This is a genomic window from Sphingobium sp. AP50 (assembly GCF_900109095.1).
Classification (GTDB): domain Bacteria; phylum Pseudomonadota; class Alphaproteobacteria; order Sphingomonadales; family Sphingomonadaceae; genus Sphingobium.
The window spans coordinates 59,029-73,951 of the sequence record NZ_FNYZ01000020.1; the positions used below are offsets into that span (position 1 = coordinate 59,029).

General features: G+C 62.7%; 12 protein-coding genes. 10 read left to right on the forward strand and 2 right to left on the reverse strand.

Features of this window, described 5'->3' with window-relative positions; genetic code table 11:
- The first annotated feature begins 5 nt into the window (after positions 1-5).
- The 4 genes from BMY84_RS23560 to BMY84_RS23575 all read left to right on the forward strand — a co-directional run bounded on the left by BMY84_RS23560 (position 6) and on the right by BMY84_RS23575 (position 5,813).
- A complete protein-coding gene (locus BMY84_RS23560) occupies positions 6-2,069 on the forward strand; it encodes a hydantoinase/oxoprolinase family protein (RefSeq protein WP_093087074.1) in 2,064 nt (687 codons plus the stop codon).
- 14 nt (positions 2,070-2,083) lie between these two features.
- Positions 2,084-3,850: a hydantoinase B/oxoprolinase family protein gene (locus BMY84_RS23565; RefSeq protein ID WP_093087075.1), complete on the forward strand. Its 1,767-nt coding sequence runs from the start codon at positions 2,084-2,086 to the stop codon at positions 3,848-3,850.
- Positions 3,847-4,608, forward strand: a complete 762-nt coding sequence (locus tag BMY84_RS23570) for an SDR family oxidoreductase (RefSeq protein ID WP_093087077.1) — start codon at positions 3,847-3,849, stop codon at positions 4,606-4,608. The genes BMY84_RS23565 and BMY84_RS23570 overlap by 4 nt, the downstream gene beginning before the upstream one ends.
- A gap of 71 nt (positions 4,609-4,679) precedes the next feature.
- On the forward strand, positions 4,680-5,813 hold the full coding sequence (locus tag BMY84_RS23575; protein WP_177204151.1) for an MFS transporter: 1,134 nt from the start codon (positions 4,680-4,682) through the stop codon (positions 5,811-5,813).
- Between the two features lie 210 nt (positions 5,814-6,023).
- Here the strand turns inward: BMY84_RS23575 and BMY84_RS23580 are convergent, their stop codons facing one another.
- Positions 6,024-6,608, reverse strand: a complete 585-nt coding sequence (locus BMY84_RS23580; RefSeq protein ID WP_093087080.1) for a TetR/AcrR family transcriptional regulator — start codon at positions 6,606-6,608, stop codon at positions 6,024-6,026.
- A gap of 128 nt (positions 6,609-6,736) precedes the next feature.
- Here BMY84_RS23580 and BMY84_RS23585 point away from each other — a divergent pair, with 128 nt between their 5' ends.
- From BMY84_RS23585 to BMY84_RS23610, 6 genes are all read left to right on the forward strand, one after another.
- Positions 6,737-8,932 carry a TonB-dependent receptor gene (locus tag BMY84_RS23585; RefSeq protein WP_177204152.1) on the forward strand — a complete coding sequence of 732 codons (2,196 nt, stop codon included), beginning with the start codon at positions 6,737-6,739 and terminating at the stop codon, positions 8,930-8,932.
- 75 nt (positions 8,933-9,007) lie between these two features.
- Positions 9,008-10,549: a serine hydrolase domain-containing protein gene (locus BMY84_RS23590; protein WP_177204153.1), complete on the forward strand. Its 1,542-nt coding sequence runs from the start codon at positions 9,008-9,010 to the stop codon at positions 10,547-10,549.
- Positions 10,546-11,856, forward strand: coding sequence for an MFS transporter (locus BMY84_RS23595; RefSeq protein ID WP_093087084.1), 1,311 nt, complete (start codon positions 10,546-10,548; stop codon positions 11,854-11,856). Before BMY84_RS23590 ends, BMY84_RS23595 begins: the two co-directional genes overlap by 4 nt.
- Positions 11,853-12,857, forward strand: a complete 1,005-nt coding sequence (locus BMY84_RS23600) for a dipeptide epimerase (RefSeq protein WP_093087086.1) — start codon at positions 11,853-11,855, stop codon at positions 12,855-12,857. Before BMY84_RS23595 ends, BMY84_RS23600 begins: the two co-directional genes overlap by 4 nt.
- 55 nt (positions 12,858-12,912) lie before the next feature.
- Entirely contained in the window at positions 12,913-13,467 is a 555-nt protein-coding gene (locus tag BMY84_RS23605; protein WP_093087133.1) for a TetR/AcrR family transcriptional regulator, read from the forward strand.
- 30 nt (positions 13,468-13,497) lie between these two features.
- Positions 13,498-14,535, forward strand: a complete 1,038-nt coding sequence (locus BMY84_RS23610) for an NAD-dependent epimerase/dehydratase family protein (protein WP_093087087.1) — start codon at positions 13,498-13,500, stop codon at positions 14,533-14,535.
- On the opposite strand, the gene BMY84_RS23615 is transcribed toward BMY84_RS23610, so the two are convergent.
- Positions 14,526-14,921 (reverse strand): MerR family transcriptional regulator, encoded by a 396-nt coding sequence (locus BMY84_RS23615; protein ID WP_093087134.1) that lies wholly within the window; start codon positions 14,919-14,921, stop codon positions 14,526-14,528. The genes BMY84_RS23610 and BMY84_RS23615 overlap by 10 nt on opposite strands.
- Positions 14,922-14,923: the final 2 nt, after the last annotated feature.

A 14,923-nucleotide genomic window follows, 5' to 3' on the forward strand; every position in this document is an offset into this window, starting at 1 on the left:
AGATCATGCGCTTTGCCAGCGACACCGGCGGCACCTTCACCGATCTGGTGGTCGAGGATGATGATGGCCGTATCACCATGTACAAGTCCCCTACCGTGCCCAGCGATCCCGTTCAGGGCGTGCTGGGCGCGCTGACCCTTGCGGCTGCGGATCGCGACCTGTCGCTGGAGGCCATGCTCGGTCGCGCCGACATGTTTATCCACGGCACGACCCACGCGATCAACGCCATCATCACGGGCAATGTCGCCAGGACGGCGCTGCTCGTGACCAAGGGCCATCGCGACATGCTCGTGTTCCGCGAAGGCGGGCGGGTGGAGCCGTTCAATCACAGCGTCCCCTTCCCCAAGCCCTATATCCCGCGCGCGCTTACCTTCGAGGTGCCCGAGCGCATCCTCTATAATGGCGAGGTCCGCGACCCACTGGACGAAGAGGCAGTGGTCGAAACGCTCCGGAGCCTGAGCAAGCAGGGTGTGGAGGCCATTGCCGTCTGCCTGCTGTGGGCGACGATCAATCCGGCCCACGAAAAGCGCGTCGGCGAATTGATAGCTCAGCATCTGCCCGGCATTCCTTACACCCTCGCACATGAGGTCAATCCGACACTGCGCGAATTTCGTCGGGCTTCCTCGGCTGCGATCGACGCCTCACTCAAGCCGCTCATGGGCAAATATCTTGGCGGACTGACGGACCGGATGCGAGATGCCGGTTTTGCCGGTGACATCATGGTGCTGACCAGCGGCGGCGGCATGGTCGAGGCTGGCGATGTCGCCCGTGCACCAATCAAGGTCATCAACAGCGGCCCCTCCATGGCACCTATCTCCGGCCGCTACTATGCCGCGCTGGAAGGTGAAGCAGACAATGTCATCGTCGCCGACACTGGCGGCACCACCTACGACATCAGCCTGGTTCGGGGCGGTACCGTGCCCATGACCCGCGAATTGTGGATCGGCCAGCCGTTGCTCGGCCATCTGGTCGGCTATCCGTCGGTCGAGGTGAAAAGCGTTGGCGCAGGCGGCGGCTCCATTGCCCAGGTCGACGCTGGCGGACTGCTGCGCGTCGGGCCGCAGAGCGCAGGCGCGACGCCAGGTCCGGTCTGCTACGGCCGGGGTGGTACGCGGCCAACCGTGACCGACGCATCCGTCGCTTTGGGCTATGTCGATCCCGACTTTTTCCTCGGCGGCAAGATCAAGCTGGACCGCGCCGCTTCCATCACGGCGATCCAGACCCAGATCGCCGATCCACTGGGTATGCCACTCGATGAAGCGTGCTGGCGGATCATCGAACTGGCGACCGAGAATATGGTGCAGGCGATTGCGGACATCACCGTCGCGCAGGGGATTGATCCGGCCGGAGCCACGCTGATCGGCGGCGGCGGGGCTGCCGGCCTCAATTCGACCTTCATTGCCCGTCGACTGGGCTGCAAGGCATTGGTGATCCCGGAAACCGGCGCGGCGCTCTCGGCCGCTGGCGCAATGATGTCGCAATTGGTGAGCGAATATGCTGCGAGCCTCTTCACCACCACAGCGGCTTTCGACGCAGACCGGGTTGCCGCCGCGATCGCCGCGCTGACCGAAAAATGCGACGATTTCGCTCGGCAACCTTCGGCCAGCGGCGCAGACGCGACAGTCAGCTTCATCGCCGAGGCGCGCTATGAAGGGCAGGTCTGGGACATAGACGTGCCCTTCGATGGCCACGCAATCCTGTCAGCAGAAGGACTGGCCGCGTTCCGCGCCGATTTCGATGCCCTGCATGAACAGATCTTCGCCGTGCGCGATGAAGCGTCGGAGGTCGAGATCATTGGCCTGCGCGCGACCATTCGCTGCGACATTCGTGAGGATCGCGCTTTCCGACTGGATGCGCCGGCAGATGCAGGCGAAGCGCCACGCCCCCGTTCGGTCTATTTCCACGGCCATGGCCGTCAGGAAACCCCGATCCTGCGTCTGGAGGCCATGGCCACGGCCGTCGAACATCAAGGCCCGGCCATCATCGAATCCGCCTTCACGACCATCGTGGTCGATCCCGACGCCCGCTTCACCCGCTCGGCAGCGGGCAGCATCGTCATTCATCCCTGATCGCCGGAGGCACCATGTCCACTGATCTTCTGAACGGGGCCGAACTGGCCATTCTCAACAGTCGTTTCGAGGGAATCGTCCGCAAGATGGCGAACACCCTCCTGCGCACAGGGCGCTCGGGCGTTCTCAACCGAGCGAAGGATTTTTCCTGCTGCATCGTCACCGCCGGCTGCGAATTGCTGGCGGCAGCTGAGAGCCTGCCAATCCACGTCCTTTCCGGACCAGACATCATGGCTCGCACGATGGCCCAATTTCATCCCGTGCTGAAACGGGGCGATGCGTATTTCCACAATTCGCCCTATCACGGCTGCTCCCACGCGGCCGACCTCACCATCCTGGTTCCGGTCATCGACCACGAGGGACGCCACCGCTTCACCGTGTTGGCCAAGGCACATCAGGCCGACATCGGCAACAGCGAACCCACCACCTACATGGCGACCGCGCGCGACATCTATAATGAAGGGGCGCTGATCTTCCCGGCTGTACAGGTGCAGCGCGACTATCGCGACATCGACGATATCATCCGCATGTGCGAGTTGCGCATCCGCGTGCCTGAGCAATGGCGCGGCGATTATCTGGCGACAATCGGTGCTGTCCGTATCGGCGAGCGCGAATTGCTGGCGCTCGGCGCCGATGTGGGCTGGGACCGACTGGACCAGTTCGCCGCCCAATGGTTCGACTATAGCGAGGCGCTGATGGACGATGCCATCCGCGCCCTTCCCGCCGGCAACGCATCGGGCCAGTCTACCCACGACCCCTTCCCCGGCCTGCCGGACGACGGCGTGACGATTACGGCCCATGTCGCCGTGAAACCGGAAGAAGGCCGCGTCGCAGTAGATCTCACGGACAATGTCGATTGCCTGCCATCGGGTCTCAACCTGTCGGAGGCCTGCGCACGTACGGCCGCGATGATCGGCGTGTTCAACTCGATCGACCATAATGTGCCCAAAAATGCCGGTGCCTTCCGGCGCATCGACGTTGCACTGCGGCGCAACTGTATTGCTGGCATCACCGAACATCCCCACAGTTGTTCGGCAGCGACTACCAACATCTCCGATCGCGTCGCCAATGCGGTGCAGCTTGCGCTCGCGGATCTGGGCGAAGGCATCGGCATGGCAGAGGTCGGCGCTGTCATCGCCCCGTCGGCTGGTGTCGTCTCCGGGGTCGACGCCCGCAACGGCAAGCCCTTCGTCAATCAGATCTTCCTGGCATTCTCCGCCGGCGCAGCCAGCCCTCATTCGGATGCTTGGTGGACGATGATCGACGTCGGCAATGGCGGAATGTGCGGCCTGGACGGCGTAGAGCTTGACGAGCTCTACCAGCCCCTTCTGGTCGAACGGCGCGGCTTCCTGACGGACACGGAAGGCGCAGGGCGTTACACCGGCGCACCCTCCACCATTGTGGAATTCGGGGCGGTCGCGGGCAGCATCGACGTCGCTTATGGTGCCGATGGTCACGTAAATCCGCCCAAGGGCGTCCGCGGCGGCGGGTGCGGCGGACGGGCGGACCAGCATATCCGCCGCGCGGACGGCAGCGTCGAGCGACTGCCCGCCTGCGCACAGGTGCGCATGACGCAGGGTGAAGCCATCCTGGCGACCTCGACCGGCGGGGGCGGCTATGGCGATCCTTATGCACGTGATCCGCAGGCAGTTGCCGAAGATGCTCGCGAAGGCTGGGTCAGCATCGACCGAGCCCGAACGGTCTATGGCGTCGCTCTCGATAGCAACGGCGCCGTCATCGAAGCCGAAACCGCCGCCCTGCGTACACGGAGGGCCGCATGAGCCATCGCGTCATCATCACCGCCGGGGCATCCGGCATCGGCCTTGCCACCGCCCGGCGTTTTCTGGCCAGCGGTGCGCAGGTCGCAGTCTGCGACGTCAATGCGGATGCTGTTCGACAGGCACAGGAACAGCATCCCGAACTCTATGGCGAAGCGTTCGACATCTCCTCGGAAGAGGCAGTCGAGCATTTCGTCCGGAATGTTCGTGACGCCTTTGGCGGCATCGACACGCTGGTCAACAATGCCGGCATCGCAGGTGCCTGCGCCGATATCGAGGATATCCCGACCGAACATTGGGTCCGCTCGTTCGACGTGAACGTCCATGGCGCCTTCTACTTCATGCGGGCACTCGTACCGGTGATGAAGGCGCAGGGTGGCGGTGCGATCATCAATATTTCGACGGGTTCGGTTTTCACCCTGCCGGTCGGTCGTGCCGATTATGTCGCCTCTAAATGGGCTATCGAAGGTTTGACGCGGGCAGCAGCCAAGGAGCTTGGCCCGGAGGGCATCCGTGTCAACGCGATCCGGCCGGGCTTCGTCAACAGCGCGCGCATGAAGGGGATATTGACGGCCAAGGCTGAGGTGGAAGGCACGACGCTGGAAGCGCTGGAGAAGACTTTTCTCGATTTCATCTCCATGCGTACCAAGGTGGAGCCGGAGGAGATTGGCGACATGGCGGTCTTCCTCGCCTCTGACGCAGCGCGTCACGTGACGGGGCAATTGCTGAGCGTCGATGGCAATATCGAGTGGGAAGCATGACGGCCCGGGATCGGCCCGCCAAGACGGCAGGCGAGGAATTTCGCTCCGGTTGGGGCCTGATCCTGATCGCAATGCTGGGATGTGGGCTGGGCGTTTCCTCCCTGCCACTCTATACTGCTGGCATTTTCATGCCAGCACTGGAGCGGCAATTTGGATGGAGCCGGACCGCGATGTCGGGATCGGTCCTGGCCTTCACATTGACCCTGGCAGTGGCCTCGCCACTGGTCGGAAGGATTGTCGACCGCGTTGGTGTGCGCAAATCCGCTCTTGCTTCGATCTGCGCGGCTACCGCATGCTATCTCATCCTGGCGACGACACTTGCCACCCTGCCGTTCTATTACGCCACGCATGTAGCCATCGCCGGGTTTGGAGCAGCGGCCGCTCCAGTCGCCTATACGCGCATCATTGCCGCGCATTTTGTCACGGCGCGCGGATTGGCTCTGGGCCTGACATTGCTTGGCCCGAGCATTGCTGCTGCCATCGCGCCGCCTGTCGCAGCCAATGTCATCGAAACCGGCGGCTGGCAGGCAGGCTATCTGCTCCTAGCCGCACTAACAGCAGCAATGCTGCCCTGCCTCCTGCTTCTGCGAGAGACGATTACCGCAGAAAGTCGCCCTCAGGATATTCAATCCAATCCGGTCCCGCACGCTCTTCCTGCTTTGCTTCTCGGTCGACTGATCCTCGCCTTTGCTGTCTTTTCGCTCGGGGTGGGTGGGCTCATTGTCCATTTCGTGCCCATGCTGACAGATGCCGGCATCTCGATGGCGACCGCGGCCCGCATGGCCGCCCTCCTTGGTGTTGCCGGTATTGCTGGACGATTGGTCGGCGGGGTGCTCGCAGATCGGTACTTTGCACCCTATATTCTCGCCGGTGTTGCTGTCTCGGCTGCACTTGGCTGCCTGTCGCTGGCCATCATGGGACCATCGGCCGCCACCTTTGCGGCTCTGGCCGTCGGCTTCTCGCTTGGTGCAGAAGCTGACCTCATGGGTTATGTCGTGTCTCGATATTATCCACGACAAATCTATGGTCGCATGTTCGGCTGGACCTACGCCGCCTTCATTATCGGGATCGGCATCAGCCCGATGCTCGTTGGAACGATCCATGACCGGACCCAATCCTATGCCTTGGGCCTTACTGGCAGCACATTGCTGCTAGCGATCGCCGCCCTGCTTTTCTGGCGACTGCCACAGTACGCTAGAATATGACAAGAAATGCTCGCTCTCTCATCGCCCGTTATTTATCGCCGACTGGCCAGATTATATGGGTCGCAAGAAGTATAGCGATCAGGGCGGCCTTCTCGAAAGCGGCCGCGCAGCCAGGACAACTCATCTGGATCAACGAGGGCTATCCAAGTTTTAAAAAGGCGCAATCGCCGAGCGATAAATTATGCGTGCCTTCCTCCGGCCGAGCCATAGTCAGTGGCTCGGCATCTCGACGAATTGATCAAGGCCCAGCGCCAGTTCAGACTTGAGGTCTTCCAGTGGCCGATCGATCGCAAGCGCCAGCCACAGCGAGCCGTCCACGAAAGCGCTCATACCCTGCGCCGTCTGTCGTGCGCTCATCCGCAGCCTGATTTCGCCGCGATCCGCCATGGCCTGAAGGTGCCCGCTCACTATCGTTAGCGCCTCCTCCAGTATCGGCTTGAATATGTCGTGAAGATTGCCCGGCCGGGTCGCTTCCGCGCGCAGATGGAGCCTCGTCCGCACGATGGTCTCGATGTCGAAACCGAACTGATCGTCGAGGTTCGCGATCAACGCCCTGAATGATGGCCAGTCCTCGGGAAAATCGAGCGCATCGACGATCCCGTAGCGCAGGGCTTCGGCGACGATGTCGTTCTTATTCGCGAAATGGACGTAAATCGCGCCAGTGCTGAGGCCCGCCTGTTGGCGGATGTCGGCCATGGACATGCCCTCCACCCCTTTGCGTGCAATGCACTCAATCGTAGCGCGCAGTATCCGCTCACGCTGGGCGTTCATATGCTCGGGGTCGCGTTTGGGCATGGCATCCTCAAAAAGTATAATCGTTCTTTATTTTGTCCTGCTGAAAGTTACAACCTCTTGACAGCCCCTTTAAAAGAATGAACGTTCGGTTTGTATTAGAGTTGAGCATTTCGGTAAGGGGGAATGGCATGGCATCGATCAAAGCATTGTGGACCACGGGCGCGGCAGCCTTGGCCATGACGTCGGGAATGTCTTCAGGAATCGTGTTCGCTCAAACGGCCCTAGCTGAAGGCGGCAGTGATATCGTGGTTACGGCGCAGAAGAGGGCGGAGCGCCTGCTCGAAACGCCACAGTCCGTCACGGCGATATCGGGCGAAGATCTGGCGCGCATCAATGCCGTGCAATTCCGCGACTTCGCCAATTCGGTACCGGCGCTCTCGTTCACCACGGCCGGGCCGGGGCAAACGCAGCTCACGCTACGCGGAGTTACCGCCGGCAACGACATCGGCCCGACCGTGGGAGTCTACGTCAACGACGTGCCTTATGGGTCGAGCACCGCTTTCACCAATGCCTCGTCATTGTCGCTTGACGCAGGACTGTTCGACATGGACCGTATTGAGGTGCTGCGCGGGCCTCAAGGCACGCTGTACGGCGCCAGCACCATGGGCGGCCTCATAAAATATGTGACCGCCGCTCCCGAACTCGATGTCCTGAGTGGCTCGGCGCAGGCTGGCGTCTCGGATACGCGGCATGGCGGCATCAGCTATAATGGCGCCGTCGCGGTCAATGCGCCGATCGTGACGGACAAGATCGCCCTGCGCGCCAACGGTTTCTATTCGCACGACGGCGGCTTCATCGACAATCTTGCCCTGGGGCGTAAGGATGTGAACCGTTCGCGCGTTTACGGCGGGCGTGCCGACTTGCTGCTCAAGCCATCCGATGCGCTATCGATCCGCATCGGCGGGTATATCCAGAATATCCACCGCGACGGCACGGCGGCCGCCGACTATACGCTCGCAGGCGCCCCGGTTGACGGACACTTCGACCAGCGCAGGCTGTTAGCCGAGGGGTTCGAGCAGCGCTTCCGATTGGCCAGCGGTACGATCGACTATGATCTTGGCCCGGCCACGCTTACCTCCATAAGCAGCTACCAGACGACCCGCATCGCCTTCCGCCAGGATGCGTCAGCCGTTTACGTGCCGCTGCTTGGCCAATTCGGGCTGAACTTCAACGCCGTTGCGGTGGATCAGATGCGCAGCACGCGCAAATTCACACAGGAACTGCGCCTCGCATCGAACGATACCGGCGTAATCGACTGGCTGATCGGAGGCTTCTACACCAACGAGAATAGCAGGAACGGCCAGCTTATTGTGCCTTATGCAGCGGACGGTTCGATCCCGCCCGTGAATCTTGCCACGATCGCCATTCCCAGCCGCTATCGCGAACTCGCCGCCTTCGGCAATCTGACCTGGCACATCACCGATCGCTTCGACGTTTCGGGCGGACTTCGCTATGCCCGCAACACCCAGCGCTTCGAGCAGATCGGATCGGGCCTTCTGATCGGCTCCCAGCCGCAGGCGCGCTCCAGCGATGATGTGGTCACTTATCTCGCCAACGCGCGTTATCGCTTCAGCGACAAGGCGACCTTCTATGTCCGCTATGCAACTGGCTATCGGCCAGGTGGTCCGAATTATGTCGTCAACGACCCACTGACCGGCCAGCCGCTGGCTCCCGCTACATTCAAGTCGGATTCGCTGCAAAGTTTCGAGGCAGGCTTCAAGGCGGAAACAGCCGACCGGAGCTTCGGCATCGATCTGGCAGGCTATTATATCGACTGGAAGGATATCCAGATCGCCACGGCCGCAGGCGGCGTTTCGGTGATCGCCAACGCTGGGGGCGCACATGTCACCGGTGCGGAACTGACGCTGACCGCGCGACCAAGTTCCACCGTCACTGCTACCGGCGCTTTCGCCTGGCAACATGCGCGGATCGCGGACGACAGCATCGACCTTGGTGCCATCAAGGGTGATCGCTTGCCCAATGTGCCCAAATACACAGTCACAATGAACCTCGACTATCGGGCGCCTGCGACCTCCACGCTACGTCCGAGTGCGGGCGCTACGGTGCGCTTCGTATCCGATCGGTCGTCTTCGTTCGACGGCAGCACAGGTTTCCCGCAGTACGAACTGCCAGACTATGTCGCGGTCGATCTGCGAGCCGGGGCAACGTTCGGCCCGGTCGAGGCGCAGCTCTTCGTGCGCAACCTGTTCGATACGCACGGCCAGCTTTCCGCTTCTACGGTGCTGTCTATCCTGGGCGGTCCCGCTCAAGTCTCCATGATGCAGCCGCGCACCATGGGCATCAGCGCGACCACACGCTTCTGATCCCTGGCCACCCGCGCCCTCTCCCGAAATCCTCTCCCAAGGAGACCTCCCATTTCCCAGCAAGCCAGGATCGACGTGGCGGCGCTCGACGCGCTGTTCGCGCCCTATGACAGAACCGATGCGCCCGGCTTTGCAGTCGGCGTCGCCCTCCAGGGTGTTCCCGGCTATCGCCGCGGCTTCGGCATGGCCAATGTCGAGCTACCGGTGGCGCTATCCCCCTCGATCCGCATGCGGATCGGTTCGACCACCAAGCATTTCTGCGTCCTTGCGGTCATGCTGCTGGTCGAGGAAGGCAAGCTGGCGATCACCGAATCGCCGCGTGCCCATATTCCCGAGCTCCCCGCCTGGGCCGATCCGATCACGATCGAGCAGTTGATGGCGCATACCAGCGGCATGCGTGACAGCCTCGACCTGATCTTCTCGTCTGCGGGACCGGGCGTGGCGGCCAATGCCGGCTTCCAATTGGAACTGCTTACCGGGCTGGACAGCGTGAATGCCCCCGCCGGGACGACGTGGAACTATAATAATGGCGGCTACGTCCTGTTGACGGAGATCGTGGGGCGGGTGAGCGGCATGCCGTTCGCAGACTTCCTCCGTACCCGCATCCTCGATCCCATCGGCATGGCGGACACGCTCTTGCGTCCGCTTGATACGGACCTTCTGCCCAACAGCGCCACGCAGCACCTGCCGCGCCCGGACGGTGGCTGGAGCCGGGGCATCTTCGGCGCCTGGATCGGCGGCGAAGGCGGCATCGTCTCGACCGTCAACGACATGCTGGCGTGGCTACGGCACATGAGCCACCCCATCGTTGGCAGCGCTGAAACCTGGGCGCAGATGCGCACCCCGCGCATGACCCATGGCTACGGCCTGGGGCTCAACATGACAAAGCATCGCGGGCTCGACACCGTGCATCACGCCGGCGGCGTCGTCGGCGGATCGAGCCAGATGCTCAAGGTGCTGGGCCATGAACTCGACATCATCCTCATGACCAACGGCCGCAGTGCGCTGGACCTCTACAGCCTCGTCGATGCGATCATCGACCGCTGTATCGAGGGCCTGCCGCCAGCGCCGCAGGATGTCGCGGGCCGGCTGGTCGATGGTACATTCCATTCCGCACGTACCGGGCAGGTGCTTTCGCTCGTCGGGCATGCCGGGCAGCAGGCCGTCGTCATGGGCGGCATGACCCTGCCCACGACGAGAGACGCGGACGGGCGGATGACCGTAGCAATCCTGCCCACCGACCTGCGCATCCTGCCGATCGAAACGGGCGGGGTCACGACGCTCGAAACCACCGAGTTTGGCGAGACTGACCTTCTCGCGCCGGTGGCGGTGCCCGCAGGAACCACTGCCGCTTCGTTGGTCGGCCGCTACGAGAGCCGCGCGGCAAAACTAGCCGCCGATATCCTGATCGACGAAACTGAAACCGCGCGGATCATGCTGTCCGGGCCGCTGGGCGGCACCGACTATCTGCTCCAGCCGCTAGGGCCAGATTTGTGGCGCGCGCTCTCGCCTACCTGGTCGCCGCCCGGCGGAACGCTTGAATTTAGCGAAAACGGCTTCCTGTTCACCAGCGGCCGTACCGTCCGGCTCGCGTTCGAGCGGAGCGTGCAGGCATGAACAGCATCGCCGCCCCGGCTTATCCCGACGCCCGCCGCGCGCGGACTGCCATGGCGGTCCTGGCGCTCATGGGCTTCTTTTTGTCGATGGACATCACGCTTACGACCCTGCTCATCGAACCGATGAAGCGGGAGATGGCGCTGAGCGACATCGAGATCGGCCTACTGCAAGGCACGGCCTTCGGTCTTGCCTTCGGCCTCAGCTCGATCCCGCTCGGCCGCATGATTGACCACCGTAACCGGATAAGGTTGCTGGTGTTGGGTTTGGCCGTGTGGATGGCAGCCATGGCCGGCACGGCTTTTGCCTCAAGCGTGACGCTGCTGGTGATCTGGCGGATCGCGCTTGGGATGGTCTTCGCGCTCATCATACCTGCGAGCTTGTCGATCATCGCCGACCTTTTTCCACCCGAGCGCCGATCGGTTGCAACCAGCCTGTTTGCGGTGGGACAGGCATCAGGGCAGGCCTTCGGCATTCTCGCAGGCGGCCTGATGTTCGATGCGCTGACACGGATGCTAGCTTCCAACCCCGACCTGCTTGGCGGCCTCGTGCCCTGGCGTGCGCTCTATCTGGCGGCAGCGGCACTTGCGGTCGTGCTGCTTGTCCCCCTGCTACTGATCGCCGAGCCTGCCAGGCAGGAGCAGAGGGAGAAGGCCACCGCCACATCGACAGCCTTCCGCGAACTATGGGCCTATCGCGCCTTTCTGGGCCCGCTCCTTCTTGCAATGCTGTTCTGCCAGATCGCCTTGCAAGCCGCGGCGGTATGGGCAACGCCGGTGCTGATCCGCGACCATCATCTGTCACCCGGCCAGTTCGCCGGCTGGCTGAGCGCCATCACGTTCCTGGGCGGCATCCTCGGCGCGCTCGCCGGTGGACAAGGGGCTGAACTGGGTCGGCGTCGCGGCGGCAGGTCCGGGGTTTTGATCCCGGCTTTCCTCGCCGCACTGGCGACCGCGCCACTCTCCTTCTTCGCGCTTGCGCCGGGCATTCCGTTGTTTGCCAGCATGCTGGCGGCCAACCTGATGATGGGCGCGGTGACGGCGACGATCGGGGTCATCGCGATCACGCTCAACATCCCCAACGAGATACGCGGTCTGGCGCTGGGCACAAACGTCTTCACGTCCGCGATATTCGGCGTTGCGACCGCGCCTGCCGCCATCGCCCTGCTCAGCCAGGCGCTGGGCGGAGAGGCTATGTTGGGGCAGGCGATCGCGGGGGTCAGCTTTCCCAGTTCGCTACTGGCAGCAGTCTTCTTCCTGCTGGCCATGCGCGGTGCGCGCCGTAGCGGGATCGACGGAGCAGCCGCATGAGCAAACTGACGCTCCACGTCGAGACCGACCCAATGACCTTCAAGCAGCCGCTTCGGATCGCTGGCCATATATTCACCGGCATTCCGGCCGTGCGGGTCAGGCTGGAAGGCGGCGGCATCGTCGGGCGCGGCGAGGCGAGCGGCGTCTACTATACCGGCGATACGCTCGACCACATGCTATCGGTTCTCGAGGACTATCGCGCCTTCATCGAAGACGGTCCCGACCGTGAGTCTCTGCGCCATATCATGCCTGCCGGCGGCGCGCGCAATGCCATCGACGCGGCGCTGTGGGAAAGGGAATCGCTCGGACAGGGCATACCGGTCTGGAAGCTGGCAGGCCTTTCGCCGCCCGTCCCGCTGGTCACGACGTTCACGCTATCCGCCGACCCACCGGCGCAGATGTTGCGACAGTTGGAAAGCTATGCAGGCGCACGGGCGATAAAGCTCAAACTCGACGGCGATTTCGAGGCCGATCGCGAGCGGATAAGATTGGTGCGACAGCATCGTCCGGGCATCTGGTTCATGGTCGACGCCAATCAGGGCTATCGTGTGGAGAGCCTCGATGCGCTTCTTCCTACCTTGGTCGAGGCCGAGGTTTCGCTCCTCGAACAACCCGTCCCGCGCGGCGGCGAAGCCGGGCTCGAATATATCCGCTCGCCTGTTCCCATCGCGGCGGACGAAAGCCTGTTGGGGCTGGAGGACATGGCAGGGCTGGTCGGCCGGTTTCAGGTCGCCAACATCAAGCTCGACAAGTGTGGCGGCCTGACCGAAGCGCTCGCCATGCAGGCGTTGGCCCGCAAGGTGGGGCTGGGCGTTATGGTCGGCAACATGGCCGGGTCGAGTCTTGCCGCGGCGCCAGCCTTTCTGCTGGGGCAGCGTTGCGACTTTGTGGACCTGGACGGCCCGGCCTTTATCGCCACAGATATGCCTGATCCAGTTTCTTATCGTGATGGACGCATTCATTGTCCGCCAACCCTATGGGGCATGCCTAATCTGGCTTGACGATCAAATCTCGCATGATTTATATCCATCCGGTCAGATAAAAATGGATGGCAGCATGGGTCGCAAGAAATTAATCGATCAGGACCGAATTCTTGATGCCGCCGAGGCGGTCGTCTCAACAGTCGGCGCTGCGCGGCTGACGCTTGAAGGGGTCGCCCGGGAAGCGGGCATCAGCAAAGGCAGCGTCGTGTACGACTATGGCTCCAAGCAGGCGTTGCTCGAAGCCATGGTGCAGCGCGCGGTGGTGCGCGACAACGCCTTCAACGACGCTGCCGCCGCATCCTGCGACGCCCCCCGGAACCGCACGCTCCACGGACGTATCGCAGCGGCAGCACAGCCGTTCCCCGATGCATTCCGCGCGGTCGCGCTGAACATCTGCGCAGCCCTCGCGCAGGATCAGGATTTGCGTTCGGCGATCCAGGAAAACCAGAATGCCGTCATCGACCACATTCGCGAGGAAGCGGATGGCGCGCGCGGTCCGATGCTGGCCTATCTCGCGCTCGAAGGACTCAAGCTCCTTGAAACCCTCGATTATCATCAATGGTCCTCAGCCGAGCGAGACGTTCTGCTCGGCGACATTCGGTGGCTGGCTTCGATAAACGCCGCCTGACTTCCCCAAACAAGAAAGCGATATCATATCATGACCGACCGCATTGCGGAGGGAGGCCGTGTTGTCTCTCCTCCCTTTCCGGACGCGCCTGTCTTCCTGACCGGGGGCAGCGGCTATCTCGGCCGCAATCTCATCCGTCATTTTGTTTCGGCCGGTGTTGAGGTGACCGCGCTTGTCCGTTCGCAAGAGGCGGCCAACATGGTTCTCGAACTGGGGGCAGTGCCGGTCGAAGGCGGCCTGGACGATCCGCGCCTCGCTCAGGCTATGGAGGGGTGCGCTGCCCTGATCCATGCTGCCGCCCATACCAGCCACGGTCTGGAAACGCCTGATCATAAGATGGTCAACGTCGAGGGAACGCGCGCTGTCTTTGCCGCCGCCCTCACGGCCGGCGTGAAGCGTGCGGTTCACGTCAGTACCGAATCCGTCCTTCTCAATGGGCGGGCACTGGTCAATGTCGATGAAAGCCATCCGTCTCCGAAGCGATTTCCCGGCGCCTATTCGCGTACCAAGGCCCAGGCCGAGACCATTGCCCTTGCATCGGCACGCGACGGCCTTGAGGTCATGGTCGTACGACCACGATTCGTTTGGGGCCGAGACGACACGACGGCGCTGCCGATCCTGGTCGCGGCTGCGCGCTCCGGGCAGATGGCGTGGATCGACGGAGGACATTATCTGACTTCGGCGACGCATGTGGCGAACGCGTGCCACGGGATCGATCTCGCCCTGTGCAAAGGCAGCAGCGGCGAGACATATTTTATCACGGACGGTGAGCCCCTCACCTTCCGAAATCTCGTATCCCGTATCCTTGAGACTCAGGGTATCGCCGCCCCAACCAAGGAGGTGCCGTCATGGCTGGTCCGCGCCGTTGCCGGTGTCGCCGAAGGGGTGGCCAGGCTCTCCGGTGGGCGGATCAAGCCTCCGGTTACGCGGCAGGATCTGGCGACGATGGCGGGCGAGGTTACGCTGGATATCTCGAAGGCCCGGCGCAAACTGGGCTATGCGCCGACAGTCTCGGTCGAGGACGGCCTTGCCGAACTGGCCCGCCGCGCAGCCGCAGATCAACAGTGATAGATGCCGGGCTGTGGTGAAGCACCCGGTCGACCAGCCTCTACCCATTCAACCTTCGCCTCCAGGAACGTCAGCGCGGCATCGAGTTCGCGTCGCCGCTCCTGAAGGCGAGCGATCTGACTGCGCAGGATCTCGGCCGTGCGTTCGGGCGAACCTGCGCCACGTCGATATTCTTCGCCCAAGGCGCGAATTTCCGCGAGCGAGTAGCCCAGCGATTGCTGCAGCCTTATCATCTGCGCCGCCGTCACATCGTCCTGGGTAAACAATTGATAGGGGTTGGCTCCGCCCTTTGCGCTTCGTTCGGGCTTAAGCAGGCCCTTGTTGACGTAGAAACGCACCGTATCGACCGACAGGCCGGTTCTTTGGGCGAACTGGGAAATCAACATGA

Coding starts and splice junctions, on each gene's coding strand:
- BMY84_RS23560 (WP_093087074.1), top strand. CDS start 6: ATGCGCTTTGCCAGCGACACCGGCGGCACCTTCACCGATCTGGTGGTC.
- BMY84_RS23565 (WP_093087075.1), top strand. CDS start 2,084: ATGTCCACTGATCTTCTGAACGGGGCCGAACTGGCCATTCTCAACAGT.
- BMY84_RS23570 (WP_093087077.1), top strand. CDS start 3,847: ATGAGCCATCGCGTCATCATCACCGCCGGGGCATCCGGCATCGGCCTT.
- BMY84_RS23575 (WP_177204151.1), top strand. CDS start 4,680: ATGCTGGGATGTGGGCTGGGCGTTTCCTCCCTGCCACTCTATACTGCT.
- BMY84_RS23580 (WP_093087080.1), bottom strand. CDS start 6,608: ATGCCCAAACGCGACCCCGAGCATATGAACGCCCAGCGTGAGCGGATA.
- BMY84_RS23585 (WP_177204152.1), top strand. CDS start 6,737: ATGGCATCGATCAAAGCATTGTGGACCACGGGCGCGGCAGCCTTGGCC.
- BMY84_RS23595 (WP_093087084.1), top strand. CDS start 10,546: ATGAACAGCATCGCCGCCCCGGCTTATCCCGACGCCCGCCGCGCGCGG.
- BMY84_RS23600 (WP_093087086.1), top strand. CDS start 11,853: ATGAGCAAACTGACGCTCCACGTCGAGACCGACCCAATGACCTTCAAG.
- BMY84_RS23605 (WP_093087133.1), top strand. CDS start 12,913: ATGGGTCGCAAGAAATTAATCGATCAGGACCGAATTCTTGATGCCGCC.
- BMY84_RS23610 (WP_093087087.1), top strand. CDS start 13,498: ATGACCGACCGCATTGCGGAGGGAGGCCGTGTTGTCTCTCCTCCCTTT.
- BMY84_RS23615 (WP_093087134.1), bottom strand. CDS start 14,921: ATGTTGATTTCCCAGTTCGCCCAAAGAACCGGCCTGTCGGTCGATACG.